This is a genomic window from Staphylococcus sp. IVB6214 (genome assembly GCF_025558585.1).
Taxonomy (GTDB): domain Bacteria; phylum Bacillota; class Bacilli; order Staphylococcales; family Staphylococcaceae; genus Staphylococcus.
Map to the genome: position 1 here is coordinate 26249 of NZ_CP094723.1, position 16068 is coordinate 42316.

At 32.8% G+C, this 16068-nt stretch carries 16 protein-coding genes; 15 read left to right on the forward strand and 1 reads right to left on the reverse strand.

Annotated features, from left to right (window positions below):
• Positions 1 to 22 precede the first annotated feature (22 nt).
• From yycF to MUA51_RS00170, 11 genes are all read left to right on the forward strand, one after another.
• Entirely contained in the window at positions 23 to 724 is a 702-nt protein-coding gene (yycF, locus tag MUA51_RS00120) for a response regulator YycF (RefSeq protein WP_262559896.1), read from the forward strand.
• A 15-nt stretch (positions 725 to 739) separates the two neighbouring features.
• Positions 740 to 2572 (forward strand): cell wall metabolism sensor histidine kinase WalK, encoded by a 1833-nt coding sequence (gene walK / locus MUA51_RS00125; protein ID WP_262559897.1) that lies wholly within the window; start codon positions 740 to 742, stop codon positions 2570 to 2572.
• Positions 2562 to 3899, forward strand: a complete 1338-nt coding sequence (locus MUA51_RS00130) for a YycH family regulatory protein (protein WP_262559898.1) — start codon at positions 2562 to 2564, stop codon at positions 3897 to 3899. The genes walK and MUA51_RS00130 overlap by 11 nt, the downstream gene beginning before the upstream one ends.
• Complete coding sequence (locus MUA51_RS00135; RefSeq protein ID WP_262559899.1) at positions 3896 to 4675, forward strand: two-component system regulatory protein YycI; 780 nt, start codon at positions 3896 to 3898, stop codon at positions 4673 to 4675. The genes MUA51_RS00130 and MUA51_RS00135 overlap by 4 nt, the downstream gene beginning before the upstream one ends.
• Before the next feature lie 22 nt (positions 4676 to 4697).
• Positions 4698 to 5480, forward strand: a complete 783-nt coding sequence (locus MUA51_RS00140; RefSeq protein WP_262560836.1) for an MBL fold metallo-hydrolase — start codon at positions 4698 to 4700, stop codon at positions 5478 to 5480.
• A 338-nt stretch (positions 5481 to 5818) separates the two neighbouring features.
• A complete protein-coding gene (rlmH, locus tag MUA51_RS00145; protein WP_262559900.1) occupies positions 5819 to 6298 on the forward strand; it encodes a 23S rRNA (pseudouridine(1915)-N(3))-methyltransferase RlmH in 480 nt (159 codons plus the stop codon).
• Between the two features lie 116 nt (positions 6299 to 6414).
• On the forward strand, positions 6415 to 8106 hold the full coding sequence (locus MUA51_RS00150; RefSeq protein WP_142019153.1) for a hypothetical protein: 1692 nt from the start codon (positions 6415 to 6417) through the stop codon (positions 8104 to 8106).
• A gap of 97 nt (positions 8107 to 8203) precedes the next feature.
• Entirely contained in the window at positions 8204 to 9166 is a 963-nt protein-coding gene (locus MUA51_RS00155; protein WP_262559903.1) for a helix-turn-helix transcriptional regulator, read from the forward strand.
• Positions 9167 to 9241: 75 nt separating this feature from the next.
• The gene (locus MUA51_RS00160) at positions 9242 to 9871 is read left to right on the forward strand and encodes a type 1 glutamine amidotransferase family protein (protein WP_040030476.1); all 630 of its coding nucleotides are present in this window, start codon (positions 9242 to 9244) and stop codon (positions 9869 to 9871) included.
• A 168-nt stretch (positions 9872 to 10039) separates the two neighbouring features.
• The gene (locus tag MUA51_RS00165; RefSeq protein WP_040030477.1) at positions 10040 to 10453 is read left to right on the forward strand and encodes a MerR family transcriptional regulator; all 414 of its coding nucleotides are present in this window, start codon (positions 10040 to 10042) and stop codon (positions 10451 to 10453) included.
• Positions 10446 to 11009 carry an NAD(P)H-dependent oxidoreductase gene (locus MUA51_RS00170; protein ID WP_142019155.1) on the forward strand — a complete coding sequence of 188 codons (564 nt, stop codon included), beginning with the start codon at positions 10446 to 10448 and terminating at the stop codon, positions 11007 to 11009. The genes MUA51_RS00165 and MUA51_RS00170 overlap by 8 nt, the downstream gene beginning before the upstream one ends.
• 442 nt (positions 11010 to 11451) lie before the next feature.
• Here the strand turns inward: MUA51_RS00170 and MUA51_RS00175 are convergent, their stop codons facing one another.
• Positions 11452 to 13017: a hypothetical protein gene (locus MUA51_RS00175; protein ID WP_262559904.1), complete on the reverse strand. Its 1566-nt coding sequence runs from the start codon at positions 13015 to 13017 to the stop codon at positions 11452 to 11454.
• 151 nt (positions 13018 to 13168) lie between these two features.
• Here MUA51_RS00175 and MUA51_RS00180 point away from each other — a divergent pair, with 151 nt between their 5' ends.
• The 4 genes from MUA51_RS00180 to cch1 are packed head-to-tail and all read left to right on the forward strand — an operon-like array spanning position 13169 to position 15840.
• Positions 13169 to 13525, forward strand: coding sequence for a hypothetical protein (locus MUA51_RS00180; RefSeq protein ID WP_262559905.1), 357 nt, complete (start codon positions 13169 to 13171; stop codon positions 13523 to 13525).
• A 25-nt stretch (positions 13526 to 13550) separates the two neighbouring features.
• Positions 13551 to 13871 (forward strand): hypothetical protein, encoded by a 321-nt coding sequence (locus MUA51_RS00185; protein ID WP_142019158.1) that lies wholly within the window; start codon positions 13551 to 13553, stop codon positions 13869 to 13871.
• 5 nt (positions 13872 to 13876) lie between these two features.
• A complete protein-coding gene (locus tag MUA51_RS00190) occupies positions 13877 to 14128 on the forward strand; it encodes a hypothetical protein (protein ID WP_142019159.1) in 252 nt (83 codons plus the stop codon).
• A 41-nt stretch (positions 14129 to 14169) separates the two neighbouring features.
• Complete coding sequence (gene cch1 / locus MUA51_RS00195) at positions 14170 to 15840, forward strand: cassette chromosome replicative helicase (protein WP_262559906.1); 1671 nt, start codon at positions 14170 to 14172, stop codon at positions 15838 to 15840.
• The last annotated feature ends 228 nt before the right edge of the window (positions 15841 to 16068 follow it).

The window sequence follows — 16068 nt, forward strand, 5'->3', positions numbered from 1 at the left end:
TGAAGAAATGAGGTCATGGATGATGGCGAAAAAAGTAGTTGTAGTAGACGACGAAAAACCAATTGCAGATATACTTGAGTTTAACTTGAAAAAAGAAGGATATGACGTCTTTGTTGCCTACGATGGTGATGATGCAGTCGAGTTAATCTATGCCCAAGAGCCGGACATTGTTTTACTCGATATTATGTTACCAGGTCGAGACGGTATGGAAGTCTGCCGTGAGGTGCGCAAAAAACATGATATGCCAATCATTATGTTAACGGCGAAAGACTCTGAGATTGATAAAGTGTTAGGGCTTGAGCTCGGCGCAGATGACTATGTAACGAAGCCGTTCAGTACACGTGAATTAATCGCACGTGTCAAAGCCAATTTACGTCGTCACCATGCACAACCAAGCGTTGACAGTAGCCAGCAGTCTAACGAGATTGCGATTAAAGATATCGTAGTGTATCCAGATGCGTATTCAATTAAAAAACGTGGTGAGTCAATTGATCTGACACACCGTGAGTTCGAATTGTTCCACTATCTTTCTAAACATATGGGACAAGTGATGACACGTGAACACTTATTACAAACCGTATGGGGTTATGATTATTTTGGAGATGTACGTACAGTAGATGTGACAATTCGTCGCTTGCGTGAAAAGATTGAAGATGATCCATCACATCCAGACTATATCGTGACACGTCGAGGTGTGGGATATTTCCTACAACATCATGAGTAGAAGGATGTTGCATTTATGAAGTGGTTAAAACAATTTCAATCTCTTCACACCAAACTGGTTATCGTGTATGTTTTGTTGATTATTATCGGTATGCAGATTATCGGTCTGTACTTCACCAATAGTCTAGAAAAAGAAATGACCGAGACATTCAAAACGAACATTGCACAAAATGCTAAGCAGATCGAGTTGAGTATTGAAAGGATCTATGCAGAAGGTAACAATACAACCAACACACAGAAAGAAATTCAGAACTTGCTGAATGAATATGCGAACCGCAATGAAATGATTGAAATTCGCTTCATTGATACAGACCAGATTATCGTTGCGACGTCGAAGCAGTCTAATCGCCACCTCATCAATCAGAAGGCGAATGACAGTGCGATTCAGAAAGCATTGTCGTTGCGCCAATCGAACTCGGAAGTGGTCTTGAAAGATTATGGAGAGGGCAAGCAGCGTGTATGGATTAAAAATATGCCGGTGACAACGAGTAAGGGGCTCATCGGTAATATTTACATTGAATCGAATATTAACCAAGTGTACGATCAACTGAGTGATATCAACCAGATATTTATTGTCGGTACAGGTATTTCACTGATTATTACAGTGATTTTAGGTTTCTTCATTGCGCGTACGATTACGAAACCAATCACAGATATGCGTAACCAGACGGTTGAGATGTCGAAAGGGAACTACACACAACGTGTGAAAATCTACGGTAATGACGAAATTGGTGAACTGGCACTGGCGTTCAACAACCTTTCGAAGCGTGTACAAGAAGCACAGGCGAATACAGAAAGTGAGAAGCGGCGCCTGGACTCGGTGATCCGTCATATGAGTGACGGTGTTATTGCGACGGACCGACGTGGGCGGATTAAGATTATTAACGACATGGCGTTGAAAATGCTCGGTAAGACGAAGGAAGATGTCGAAGGTGCGTTCATCTTTGACGTATTGGACTTGAATGACGAACTCAGCTTAGATGAACTGAATGATAACAATGAAAGCTTACTGATTGATATCAACGAAGAAGACGGTATTATTGCACGCCTGAACTTTAGTACGATTGTCCAAAACACAGGATTTGTGAACGGTTATATTGCGATGTTGCATGATGTGACCGAACAGCAACAAATCGAACGAGAACGTCGAGAATTCGTGGCCAATGTATCGCATGAATTACGCACGCCTCTGACGTCGATGAATAGCTATATCGAGGCGTTAGAACAAGGCGCATGGAAAGATGAGTCGATCGCGCCGCAATTCTTGTCAGTAACGAGAGAAGAGACGGAACGCATGATTCGACTCGTGAACGATCTGTTACACTTATCGAAAATGGATAACAAGTCGGAACAGATTACGAAAGAGATTGTCGACTTCAACATGTTTATCAACAAAATCATCAACCGTCATGAGATGTCAGCGAAGGAAACGACATTCGTACGTGATATTCCGAGTCAGACGATCTTTACAGAAATTGACCCGGACAAGATGACACAAGTGTTTGATAACGTCATCACCAATGCGTTGAAGTATTCACGTGGTGAGAAGCGGGTAGAGTTCCATGTGAAACATAATGCGACACACCAACGACTCACAGTTCGTATTAAAGATAATGGTATCGGTATTCCGGTAAACAAGGTCGATAAAATCTTTGATCGCTTTTTCCGTGTGGATAAGGCTCGTACACGAAAGATGGGTGGTACAGGACTCGGTCTTGCCATTTCTAAAGAGATTGTCGAAGCACACAATGGTCGTATATGGGCGAATAGTGTAGAAGGTCAAGGAACGTCTATCTTTATTACGTTACCATGTGAAGTCATAGAAGATGGTGATTGGGATGCGAATTAAAGAATTAATCAAATTCATCATGCTTACTGTGCTTGTCATATCAAGTATTGTCCTGACACTGTTAATCTGGAACTTTACGCCAGATATTGCGGATGTAGACAGTGAACTAGCGAAAGAGAATACGAAATCGATTGGACCACGATTCGAATCACAAATCAATCAAGTCATTGCGCCGTTACAACTGGTTCATGTCCACGGCACGAACGTGGAAGGCATGCCGGCAACACGTGAAGTGAATGAACTGTCAGATATGTTTGCCAAGCAGCACATCAATAAAGTCTTATACGTTGAAAATGATCAGTCTTTATTGTTGAGAGAACTGAGTGACCATTTCCTTGTTTTAGACTACCCGACAGACATCCCGCTTACGATGTATCTCGGTGATGTACTCGATGTGCAGGCCAAAGTACCGAATCACTTCAAATTTGATCGCTTGATTTACGATATTGACTCGGCAGAGCATCTCGTTGTCTATGCAATTGATGAAACGCGTCATCGTGCAGTTAAAATGACAACATCGATTAGAACAAGCAGTGCAAAAAATCATTTAGAAGAACTGAAGATGGCATTGCGACCTTATATGAACGTCTCGACAAATGAAGATACCGTTAATAAAGCGACATATCTTTATGCGCCGAAAGCACCTGATAATTTAAAAACGTATCGTACCATTTTCAATCATATTAGTGTAGAAGCTTTGAATGCGATTCTGTTTGATGACACACCGATTGTTCGTACAACGAAGAGTGGGAATACGATATACAACAACAACACAGGTGTCGTGAACTACGATCCAGATAGAAAAACATATCATTATACGAACTTGACAGAAGATGAATACAGTACACGAGATATGAATATCAGTATTCCGAGAACCTTTGATTATATCAACGAGCACGGTGGCTTCACTGATGACTTCCGTCTCTTCAATACGAACAAAGATCAAGGATTGATTACGTATCAGATGTTCCTAAATGGACGCCCAATCTTTTATCCGAATCAATTGAATCAGATTTTGGTGAGTTGGGGAGAACGTGGGATCTTTGAATACAGCAGAGGATTGTTGAAGACGAATGTAACAATCGATAACGGTGAAAAACCTAAGAAGTTACCAACACTTGAAGATGTGCGTGGTGCATTGGCAAGCAGTAACCAAGTCGACTATCGAAAAGTGGAACAATTGGTGGTCGGTTACCGTATGGTATCGAAGAAAGGGCCGGACAATCGATTGGAAATTCAAGAAAATTGTCAGTTTGAACCGACATGGTTTGTGAAACATGAAGGGAAATGGTATGAATTCAATGATGGGGAGTTGATCGAACAATGAATTGGAAACACGCCAAAACATTATTCATTATCGTATTCTTCCTTATTAATGTCGTGCTTGTCATTTTGTATGTTGATAAGTACAACAAGTCAAAACTGAATCCATCAGCGACGGAGAACGGCGTCAACTTCGCACAAGAAAACATCAAACTACCGAAAAATATTCCCGAAGTAAGCAAAGTGAAAATGCAGCTGATAACAGCACGTTCACGTAACTTTGAAGAAGACACAGAAGATCGGAGCGACTCAAGCCAAAGTGAAAACGGATATGTTCTGACGAAGGAAGTCAATGAAACGGTCGATGTCAAATTGGACCCAATTTCTCACCTTAAACCGTACATTAACGATAACGTCTACAAAGGCAATGAATATCAATATCAAGAAACAAAAGGTGAAGAAATCAAATATGAACAAACATTTGAAGGCTTCCCAATCATGAACAATAAGCGTGCTGCCCTGACATTTGTCGTTGCAGATAATCAGGTAAAATCATATAAGCAAGCTGCTATGGAAGACATCCGTCCGTCTAAAGGGGCGAATAATAAGCGTCACAAAGTCATCAGTGCGTATGAAGCATTAGAAGCACTTTATTACAATCAGTACCTTAAAGATGGCGATGAAGTGAAGGGCTTGCGGTTAGGTTATTATACCGTCGTAAAAGAGACGAATCTGCAAGTGCTTCAAGCCAATTGGGAAATTCAAGTAAAGCGTGGTAATCAGACGAAAACGTATTATGTTGAGGCTGTCTCATCGAATCCAAAAATTATAGAACAGTAGAAAGGGTGGTCACTTGATACGAATGAGTGTACTTGCAAGTGGCAGTACAGGAAACGCCACTTATATAGAGAATGACAAAGGCAGTCTACTTGTCGATGTTGGTCTGACAGGTAAGAAGATGGAAGGCTTATTTGAACAAATAGACCGCAAAATTGAAAATCTGAACGGCATTCTAGTGACACATGAACATGTCGATCACATTAAAGGATTAGGTGTAATTGCACGTAAATACGGACTGCCTATTTATGCGAATGAAAAAACATGGTCGTGCATCGAAAAGAAAGACAGCAAGATTCCAACCGATCAGAAGTTCATTTTTAATCCATATGAAACAAAGTCAATTGCAGGCTTTGATATTGAATCATTCAGCGTGTCTCATGATGCAATTGATCCGCAATTTTATATTTTTCATAATGATTATAAGAAATTGACATTAATCACAGATACAGGCTATGTGTCCGATCGCATGAAAGGCATGATTCGTGGCAGCGATGCCTTCGTATTCGAGAGTAACCATGATGTCGATATGTTGCGTATGGGACGTTATCCGTGGAAAACAAAGCAACGTATTCTGAGTGATATGGGGCACGTATCCAACGAAGATGCAGCCTTTGCGATGAGAGACGTCATCACAGGTCAGACGAAACGCATTTACTTGTCGCATCTGTCTCAAGATAACAATATGAAAGACTTGGCACGTATGAGCGTTGGACAGATTTTACAAGATCATGATATTGATACGACGAACGAAGTAAAACTGTGTGATACAGATAAAGAACAAGCAACACCTATCTATACATTATAAGGAAATTAACAATGAGGTCATGATTATCACAGACAACGAACAGCTGTGTACGTCATGGCCCTTTTTGTGTATAGTATAAATGAATAAATGCACAGATATGCAATGAATTATCCCCAAAACTGTGCACAAAAACATCAACAAAACATACTATCCACATGTTAATAAAGAGTTTACCAACAGATTTATACACATATCCACAGAATTATCCACAAAATGAAGCAGAAATGCTTATTTCTTCATAGTTGTTCTATACATATGGTGCATAAAAAGCATGTATCGTGTGAATAAGTTGATAACATGTGGATAACTCACCAATTTATACACATAAGGAGCATAAAATGAAAATTACAGTGATTGCAGTTGGAAAATTGAAAGAAAAATACTGGAAGCAAGCGATCGCAGAATACGAAAAACGACTCGGTGCCTATACAAAAATAGACGTTGTAGAAGTCCCTGATGAGAAAGCACCTGAAACCATGAGCGATAAAGAAGTAGAGCAAGTGAAATACAAAGAAGGCCAACGCATTCTAGCCAAAATCAAGCCACAATCTACCGTCATTACATTAGAGATACAAGGTAAGATGTTGAGCTCAGAAGCACTTGCGCAAGAAATTCAGCAACGTATGACACGTAGCACAAGCGACTTTACATTTGTCATCGGTGGGTCTAATGGTTTACATCAAGATGTGATGAACCGTAGTGACTATGCGTTGTCATTCAGTAAAATGACTTTCCCGCACCAAATGATGCGTGTGATATTGTTGGAGCAAGTGTATCGTGCGTTTAAGATTATGCGTGGGGAAGCGTATCACAAATAAAACTAAAAAATAGGTTGTTCATAATGTAAAAGGAGTGCATTAAAATTAAAAGTTTGAATTCAAAAAATATTGAAAGAGAAGCCACTATAAAAATTGAATCGATGGCAAATAGTACTATGAAAATTGAACCAGATGTTAATTCTAATGATACAAAAATCTCTTTTGATGGTGAATTAGTTGTATATAACTCAGAAGATTTAAGAAAAAGTAATTTTATTGGAAAAATACAGATTCAGGTTAAAGGAAAGCAAGTAGCTAAAAGAGGTGGTAAAGTCATACATCGTAATAATGTCAAAGTGAATGATTTGAAAGTATATGAAAAAGAGGGTGGCGTCTACTATTTTGTGGTGTACTTGATTGTCGTTAATAATAAAGTTATTGATAAGCAAGTTTATGGTAAGCAACTACATTTATTAGATTTAAGACGTTTACTTCAAAAAAAGCAGAAGAGTGTCACTATTGAAATGTACGAAATTGAAAATGAAAATGTTTTATATAGTAATTGTGTGAAATACTTAAGCGAAAAACAGAGTCATAATCCATTAAAACAAATTAAAGTAAAAAATACTGGAAAAAATCTTTCATATGTTGCTACGCCAGAAAATATTGTTATGGATCATAGAGGATTCCCATTAAATGATTTTTATGGATATATAGATATAAATTCACCTGAACTAGAAGCAACTATTCCTGATTCAATATTAAGTATGGAAAAAATAAAAAGGGTAAAAGAAAGAAAAGTAATAAAAAATGGAGAAGTATTATTCGAAGGTAAAATAAGTTTTGTTGTAGCAAAAGAATCTACGTCTATAATTATAAATGATATTTTTAAACTACAAGTGTTTGAAAATAGTAATAAAAGTACATATTCTATGATGCCCTTTAATAAATTAAATATAGAAGAAAAATCTTTTTATATTATTAATGAGATATCTAAGGGTGGTGATTTTAATATAGATAATATCGAACTATCTATAAATCCGTTTAACATAAATGTAACAGAAATAAGAGATATAATAAATAATCTGAAGAATAAAATCTCAGAATATAGAAATTTAATTCCAATTGATAAAAAACTTAAACCAATTGATTTTAATGACCAAATGAATGAAATAGTTGGTTTAATAGAATTATTAGAATATAAGCGATTTGAAAATTACAATATACAAAATAATGGATATTGTAAAATGCAATTTAGTGGAAAATATATAGTCTTATTCAGATACGATGACCTATTATATAATGCCTACTCTAATGATTTCCTAAGTAAATTTCAAGCAGTGGTTAAAGAAGAAGAGGGAGAAGTGCAGATGCCAATTATATATACCTTAACTAGAGATATGATTGTTGATGTACTTAATTTTGATATTAATGTTATAAAGGAAATCATTGTAAATGATGAACTTGATTGTAAATCTGAGATAAAATGGGAAAAATTGAATAATTTTGCATTAGAGTTAATTGCTTCTTATGATGAAACCCAAAAAGTTGATTTATTAGATTTAGCTGATTATATATTGAAAAATTTACTCAATTTTGATTATGATAAAAAATTTATGAACTTAATTAATCAAGCACAAATTATGAAAAGAAGAAATATAATAGATGATGGTGTAATAAGTAAATTAATCGAGTTGAGGGAAAAATTAATAAATATTGATGAAAAAATAGCAACATTATATATAAATGTATTATCTGGGAGTAAACAGGAAGCAAAAATACGATATGAAAACCTTGATTATGCAGATTTGGAAATGTTTAATGCATATCCTATTTTAAAATTATATAAAAATTTAATGAAAGAATAATTTGAGTAATAGTCACTGATAGTCACTGTACGTTGAAATTTGAAAATACATTGTAATGATTACTTTTAATAACATTTATATGAAAGAGGTTAGTATGATGGCTAAAATGGATAATTTACTTGCAGTTCTATGGATGCTTAGTTCAGATAAGAAAGTTACTGCCAAGCAAATTTCAGACAAGCTAGAAATGAATATCAGAACTGTGTATCGCTATATGGATACACTTTCAAAAAGTGGCGTGCCCATCATTTCAGATACTGGACATAATGGTGGATATACATTGTTAAATGATTTTATTGAAGCGCCACTCTTTTTTAATTCTGAGGAACAAATTGCATTATGTCATGCCGCAAATTTTGCAGAAGAAGCGGGTTATTATGGTGGAAATTCGTTAAATAGTGCTATTAGAAAGTTAAGAAACCATTCGAAATTGGATCAAGAAAGTGAAATAGAGAAACATATGTCTAGTCTTGAAGTAATTAAGCAAAATAACATATATCCTTCATATAGCCATTTAGAAGCATTAGAATATTGCGTAGTTAATAGAAATTCTGTCATTATTTCATATTGGAAAAGAAGCGATGACACATCAAATGACAGGCAGGTGGATCCGTACAGAATTATTTACTGGAAAAACAAATGGTATTTAGTCGCATATTGCCATCTTAGAGATGATGTTCGAACATTTAGAGTGGATAGAATAGAAAGGCTCATATTAACTGATGAAACGTTTGAACAGCCCGAAGACTTTTCAGCAGAAAACTTTTTTATGGGGAATTTGTTGCCAATTAAGGAAAATGAAGATGCAACAACAACTTTAGTAATTAATGGAGATGTAAGTACATTAGATGAAATTTGTCACCATTGGTTTCTAGGACATTACTTAAAAGAAAGAACATTCAATCAAGCAGTTTTTCAGCTTGAAGAAACAATTATGAATAAATACGTACCGCAATTATTGTTGTCATATGGTAAAGGGGTTCGAGTTGTAGAGCCTTTGAGTTTAAAAGAAGAAATGATTAAGAACTTGTCCGATTTAATTGAATTCTATCAAAAATAATAGCTTCCTTGACGTTAGTTGTCAGGGAAGCTATGTTACATTTTGTTATATGAATAGTGAATGGAGAATGATTTTATGAAAATATCAAAAGTATATCTTTATGTATTTAATACAATGTCAGATTGGGAGTACGGTTATTTAATTGCTGAATTGAACTCAGGAAGATATTTTAAAAATGGGTTAGAACCATTAAACGTAATAACTGTAGGTGCTACTAAGGAATCAGTAAAAACAATGGGTGGATTACATATAGCGCCAGATATGACTTTCGGTAAATGTAAGGTAGAACACAATGATCTTCTAATTTTACCTGGAGGAATGAATTGGAATGACCAAGTACATAAACCGATATTAGAAAGAGTTGGTACTGCATTAGATGAAGGAACAATTATTGCTGCAATTTGTGGTGCAGTGGATGCTTTAGCTAATAGTGGGTACATAGATACTAGGAAACACACGAGTAATAACTTAGAATATACTAAAATGACGTGTCCAAATTATAGAGGAGAAAAATATTTTGAAATGAAGTCGGCTGTGTCTGATGAAAATTTAATTACTGCGTCAGGTATTGCGCCGCTAGAATTTGCTATGGAAGTATTGAAAAAGATAGACGTATTTGAACCAGATACATTGGAAGCATGGTATGAGTTGAATAAGTCACATAAAGCAAAATATTTTTATAAACTAATGGATTCGATAAGTTAATGTAATTAAGTGAAGGACACAATATCGTGTAGATGTGTCCTTCATTTTTTATATCTTAAAAACTATTTTACAATAATAAATGACCAATAATACATAGATGATAGTAAAGAACAATTGACCTTAAAGTAATGTTTAATGGTAGATTTGAAAATAAGGAGGTTGTGTTACATGAGAATTGATGAAGTTTCCAAAAAACTAAATATCGCTAAATCGAAAATCAGATATTATGAAAAAATTGGCTTACTCAGAATACCGAGAGACACGAACCAATATAGGTATTTCGATGACACGGCTATGATAGATTTGAAAATGATTATGGACTTAAAAGCGTTAGATATAGGGTTAGAAGATATGAAGTACATCATTGAATTATTTCATAAGCCGACAACGCAGACTTGTAATATTAATTCTGTGGAGTATATAAATAAAGTGATACAAGAAAAAGAAGATGAGTTGAATAATCAAATATTGATACTGAATAAGCTTAAAAAAATTCATGAATTATCTAAAGATAACCAATATGAACTAAATAAAGAAACAATTCTAAAAGAACTCAATCAAAGGAGAGAACATAATGATTAGTATTATATACGGAGGTAACCAGTCAGGAGTATGCTTTGAGTTATATAAGACAATTTTAAAGAAGTTAGATAAAAATGATTTACATATATTTAATTTGCAACAAATGGATCTTTCATTAATATTGGAGAATGGTTACTATTCAGAACCAACAAAACAGCAAACGTATATAATCAATACTTTAAATGAATCAGAGACATTAATTTTTATTTATCCACTATATTGGTTCAATGTTCCACCAATAATGAAAAGTTTTATTGATCAAGCATTTTGGCCAGAAAATGCATTTAGTTTTAAAAGAAAGCAATATTTTAAAAAGGGTTTATGGAAAGATAAAAAAGCAATCATTTTGTACACGCAGGGAGGCCCAGAAATTTTTCATAAATTAAAAAAGAGAATGGGATACCATGTACTTAAATATCCATTAAACCTTGCGGGAATATATAAAATTACAACATACCACCTTGATAATTTAAATAGAAGTAAAAATAAAAAGGAAATTATTGATAAAAAGATTAATAAAGTCGCTATGAAAGTAGTAGGGAATTTAGAATTATAGATTGAAGTTGTTTATTTAAAAACTTTTCTATATTTTTGCTCGAATTACGGATATCTAAATGATGAAATCATTATAATCAATATCATTATAAAATATTATAGCTAACCCGATAATATTGTAAATTTCAATATCATCGGGTTTTTAAAATATATTATATAAATAAATAAAATAAATTTATTAATGAATAAGTATAATATCAAAATGGTTTGTGCTACTCACGTCAAAAATTAAAACGAGAGCGTTCTTGGGATATACTTAAAAATATATGATTATAGTAAGTTTTGGTTTAAAGTGCTGTTAATATATAAAATTATTTGGAAAACCACAAAACCACTTAAAATTTATAAGTAATAAAATATAAATATAGATTTAGTATAATAATTATTTTATCAAAAAATGTATTTTATTTTAAGAGGTTTTGTGGTTTATATAAAGTTACTTGTTAAACTTTTTTAATAGTTTTTGCAACTAGGGTACAAACTAGTCTTTCATCTACTTTATTAGTTAGGTTATCTAAAAATAAGTTGAAAGAAGCTATTGAATTAAGTAGTCCATCATCATTATAATCATTGTCTAGCTCTTTGACTTCTAATATGTCTAGGTAATAATTATCTGACACAAGGTTCAATGATGCTATGTCACTTTCCATTTGTTGGACAAAATGATTGTTTTGTTCTATCCAATCATTAATTAAATCAATTACATTGTTAATTAAATTTTCGTAGTTAATAAAATTATTAAAATTAGAAGTATCATTGATAATAGATATTAACGCTTGTGTAATATTATATGTACTTTGAACTGCATTATAATGTTTTTTTGTATTTAAAGGTGTAAAGCTTAAGCTAAAAATTTTCTCAATTAAGTATGCTACATCTTGTTGTTTACTTTTATTAATTTTGTTTTTAAGTTTTACCCATATAAAGTCAATTAAGTCATCAGCAAAAGTACTACTTTTTTTTATAATGAAGTCACTCATATACAAAGGTATATTATTAAAATCTTTGGTAAATATATTAAAAGTATTAGATGGCTGTGACGAAAACTTTCCCATATTTATCATTTTTAAGTATGGATTTTTGTAAAAATTGGCTATGGCAGAAATAATAACAAATTCATGAAATACAAAACTTTGAGGATTAAATTTATTGTATATAGCCCCATTTCCGATGGCTTCTTGATTAGATGAATTAATGTCATCTGTTGCAAAGTCTTTAACATCAGATAAGTCGAAGGTCAAATTCTCATTCACAATAGTATAGAATTTTTTGTCAAAATACTCCATGATATTGTGTAGAGCAAAAATAGATTCAGGTTTGTATTCCCATAAACAATTAGCTTCTTCATTAGTGTCTATTAAACTAATTGATTTGGGTAATTGAGGCTTAGTTATCTTTTGAATATCCCCACTAATAAAATTCTGAAATAACTCTTGAATACCATCTCTATCTGTTTCATGATCAATAATTGTTTGGCCTGAAAAATCAAAAAATGATGGAGTAAAAGAATCTCCAAAACTTCTATTGATTTCAGTATGTCTTTGCATACGTAATTTCTTTTTCTCAATATCCTTCATTAAGTACTTACCCATATAATCATATTCAAACATCATCTTTGGTAGTGTTACCATATCTTTGTCAACAAATTTTAATTTGAAAAAATCAAGTGTTGATCTCTCAAAATTATTCCAAAGTGCCAATTTAGTCTCCTTGTTTAAATCATCTTCTAAAGCATCATAAAGTGCATCTAAAACACGTCGAATTAACAATTTATATGCTACCTTTGGATTACTATATTTAATAATAGATTTTATATCTTCATCAGAAATGTGTATCACAACACCATTGCAAACATACTCTCTAAAATTATCCTCTATGCTTAAGCGTTTTATGGAAATATTTAAAGATTTATTAATATCTAATGTCTTTAATGACTCTCTGCAATAATCAAAAATATATCCTAAAAAGATGTACTTATTACTTTCGGTTTGTTTGAACTTCAATTCCAAAAAATCACCTCTTAATATTAATTTGTCAAATATTTTGCTCGGTCCAATTCCATTTATTTTTTTCAAAAATGGAAAATTTCTTCCCTATAGGGATGTATATTATACCTAGCTTAAGTTATTACTTGAGCATAATTCCAAGGAGGTTTTTATTATGAAAACGTATATAATAAAAGAACTTTATACCCAGGATGAGGATATTCATCACATAGAAATTGAAACTATAAAAGGAGAGCAATTTAAGTATACTACACAATTCACAATAACAAGTGATTGTAAAAATTTAATTACTCTTTTGATTGGACAAGCTTTGATGTTGCCAAGGGGAACTGAATTTTCAATATACGACTTATTGGATATGGTTGGTGACAATGTTTATGGCGATATTTACGATGATGAAGTATATGCTATAAACATTTTACTTGAAATGTATCTTGAAGAACATTTCACGCTATGCCAGTTACAAGAAGGGGAAGCAGAAAATATAATAATTAAAATTTTCAAAAGATAAATAATTAATTTAGGAGGCAAAGAAAATGGAAATAAAAACAGATAATTTTTTAATATCAATGGATGGTAATAATAATTACGCATCAATTCAAACTGAATTAAGTCAACATGCTATTGAAGTATTATATCAATTAATCTCAATAGGAATAGATACACAAGATGAAGAATCGTTTTCATTAGAAGGTTGTGAAATAGAATTAGGCGTAGATTTAATTCATGAATTTAGCAATCCAATTGAATATAAATTAGTCAATACGTTGTTTCATCTCTTCTTTTACGAATATAAAGGGTGCATTTATATGGATGGATTAGATAATGAAGTTTTTATTCGAAATAGAAGAGGTTAGGTAATATGAGCAGAGAATTGTTTTTAAAATGTAAACCAGAGGCGCTAAGTAAAAGAGCAAATGAAAGATTCACTGTAAAAAATTTGCTAATAGATATAGGTGTAAAAGATCCGGCAGCAAATTTAATAGAAGATGTCGAACATCGATTTCGAAATTATGTAATGTTGCATGGATCTTCACACTTTGAAATGGTTTGCAATAAAAATCAACGTATTTTCGTGAGACTAACAGATTTTTACAGTATCGATGATATTTAGCTAGTATTTGTAAATAAGATTTTGCATGGAGGAAAAAAGAAATGAAGTTTGAAAATGATAAATATTTAATTGATTCAAATGGTTGCTTTAAGAAAATGAAAGGTAGCAATGATGGAGAAGGTGAGAGGCTAGTTAAACTAGCTTCTCCAATTTTTATAGTCGCTAAGTATAAAGATCGAGTATATAAAAAAGAACAGATTATCATACAAGACATAGATGGTGATGAATACATTTTAGATTCAAGTATATTAAGTTCACGTAACTTGTTTAAATTGATAGAAATGGGATTCACTATTAATGAAAATAGGATTAAAGAATTGAGTAATGCTTTACAAGAGTATAGAGATAGTACAGTGAAAAGTAGTTTTTATAAAGGTGTTGGTGTTATACCTACAAATAAAGGAACAGTTATTGTTTTAGATGATCTCTATTTTAGTCCTTCAATGACTGAAGAAGATATGAATCAAGTGGTTTGTGATAATAAATATGATTTAGCTCCTAAGGGTGAATTAAGTGAATGGTTAACAATGTTTCAGGAACAAGTGAGTGGCAATGTTCTATTGGAACTAGTTACTATCTTTGGAGTGAGTGCTTTAGTTACTAGATATTTATTCTTTTTAAATGAAATTGAGTATACAGGAATAGTGTATTCATTGACAGGACAGTCTTCAAGTGGGAAAACTACAGCAGCTATGTTAGCTGGTTCAATAGCGGGAAATGTTAATAAAGGAGATAATACTTTATTTTGTAGTTGGAATGCGACTAAAGTTGGGGTTGAAAATATCATGAGTTCAAATTTTGGTGTCCCAGTAATATTTGATGAGTTATCGACTTCTACAATTAGTAATCTAACCAACTTGTTATATTCAATAAGCGAAGGGCAAGGAAGAGAGCGAGCAGATAAAAATGGTAATACAAGGGAGAAATTTAATTCAGGTACTTCTATTATTTCAACAGGCGAGTATAGCATTTTTAGTAACTCTGCCAAAAATGATGGATTAAGAGTACGTATCATTGAAATTAATGAGGCAATTACATCATCATCTTCGAATTCAGATGCTATCAAAAAAGTTGTAAGAAAAAATTATGGTCATGTATTGCCAATAATATCTGAGTATTTATTAAATAATGAAGAGCAATTGGTGACTATTTACGAAGAACATAGACAGTGGTTTAAATTAGCATTAGCAAATGAAGAAAGCAAAACAGGCATACGAATGATAAGTAGGTATGCTGTTATATTGACTTCGGCAACAGTTTTTGAATTAGCATTAGATGTAAAGCTAGGCATAGAGGAAATAAGAAACTATCTATTAAATTATCATAATAGCACAATATTAGAACGTTCATTAACAGAGAAAGCAATGGAAGTTCTTATTCAGTATATAGCTGTAAATTCAGGCAAATTTAGCCATGGTGGTCCATTGTCTAATATGATAGAAAACAATGGAGTGATAATAGCGCAAAATGACTATATAGAAGTGAGGATTATTCGTTCCGTTTTCGAACGCATATTAAGGGACAATGGGTTTGAAGATACAAAAAATGTAATTAAATCATTAGCTAACGACAATAAATTAGTTACAGATAAAGATAGAAAAACAAATCAAAGAAAAGTAAAGAATAATAATGGCGAAATGGAATCAATTGTCTATTATCACATAAAAATTGACAAAAAACTTGCTGAAACATTGAATTTAAAGTTCGAATGATGATTTATAACAAAATGACTGTGAAACCAGGTGTTGAAAGGTGAGAAGTAATTTGAATAATGAACAAATTGAAGCATTTGTAGAAGTGCTTGTACCTCTTATAGAAGAGCGTATGAATAAAAGTAAGTAAGCTAATTTAAGCTAATTATGTACTACAGGCTAATGCCTGTAGTACTCATATTATTAAGTGGCAAAAGTGATAAAAATGAAACGAAGTTATAAATATAT

Excerpts from the sequence above, each read along its gene's own strand:
- yycF (WP_262559896.1), top strand. The coding sequence starts at position 23 with ATGGCGAAAAAAGTAGTTGTAGTAGACGACGAAAAACCAATTGCAGAT.
- walK (WP_262559897.1), top strand. The coding sequence starts at position 740 with ATGAAGTGGTTAAAACAATTTCAATCTCTTCACACCAAACTGGTTATC.
- MUA51_RS00130 (WP_262559898.1), top strand. The coding sequence starts at position 2,562 with ATGCGAATTAAAGAATTAATCAAATTCATCATGCTTACTGTGCTTGTC.
- MUA51_RS00135 (WP_262559899.1), top strand. The coding sequence starts at position 3,896 with ATGAATTGGAAACACGCCAAAACATTATTCATTATCGTATTCTTCCTT.
- MUA51_RS00140 (WP_262560836.1), top strand. The coding sequence starts at position 4,698 with ATGAGTGTACTTGCAAGTGGCAGTACAGGAAACGCCACTTATATAGAG.
- rlmH (WP_262559900.1), top strand. The coding sequence starts at position 5,819 with ATGAAAATTACAGTGATTGCAGTTGGAAAATTGAAAGAAAAATACTGG.
- MUA51_RS00150 (WP_142019153.1), top strand. The coding sequence starts at position 6,415 with ATGAAAATTGAACCAGATGTTAATTCTAATGATACAAAAATCTCTTTT.
- MUA51_RS00155 (WP_262559903.1), top strand. The coding sequence starts at position 8,204 with ATGGCTAAAATGGATAATTTACTTGCAGTTCTATGGATGCTTAGTTCA.
- MUA51_RS00160 (WP_040030476.1), top strand. The coding sequence starts at position 9,242 with ATGAAAATATCAAAAGTATATCTTTATGTATTTAATACAATGTCAGAT.
- MUA51_RS00165 (WP_040030477.1), top strand. The coding sequence starts at position 10,040 with ATGAGAATTGATGAAGTTTCCAAAAAACTAAATATCGCTAAATCGAAA.
- MUA51_RS00170 (WP_142019155.1), top strand. The coding sequence starts at position 10,446 with ATGATTAGTATTATATACGGAGGTAACCAGTCAGGAGTATGCTTTGAG.
- MUA51_RS00180 (WP_262559905.1), top strand. The coding sequence starts at position 13,169 with ATGAAAACGTATATAATAAAAGAACTTTATACCCAGGATGAGGATATT.
- MUA51_RS00185 (WP_142019158.1), top strand. The coding sequence starts at position 13,551 with ATGGAAATAAAAACAGATAATTTTTTAATATCAATGGATGGTAATAAT.
- MUA51_RS00190 (WP_142019159.1), top strand. The coding sequence starts at position 13,877 with ATGAGCAGAGAATTGTTTTTAAAATGTAAACCAGAGGCGCTAAGTAAA.
- cch1 (WP_262559906.1), top strand. The coding sequence starts at position 14,170 with ATGAAGTTTGAAAATGATAAATATTTAATTGATTCAAATGGTTGCTTT.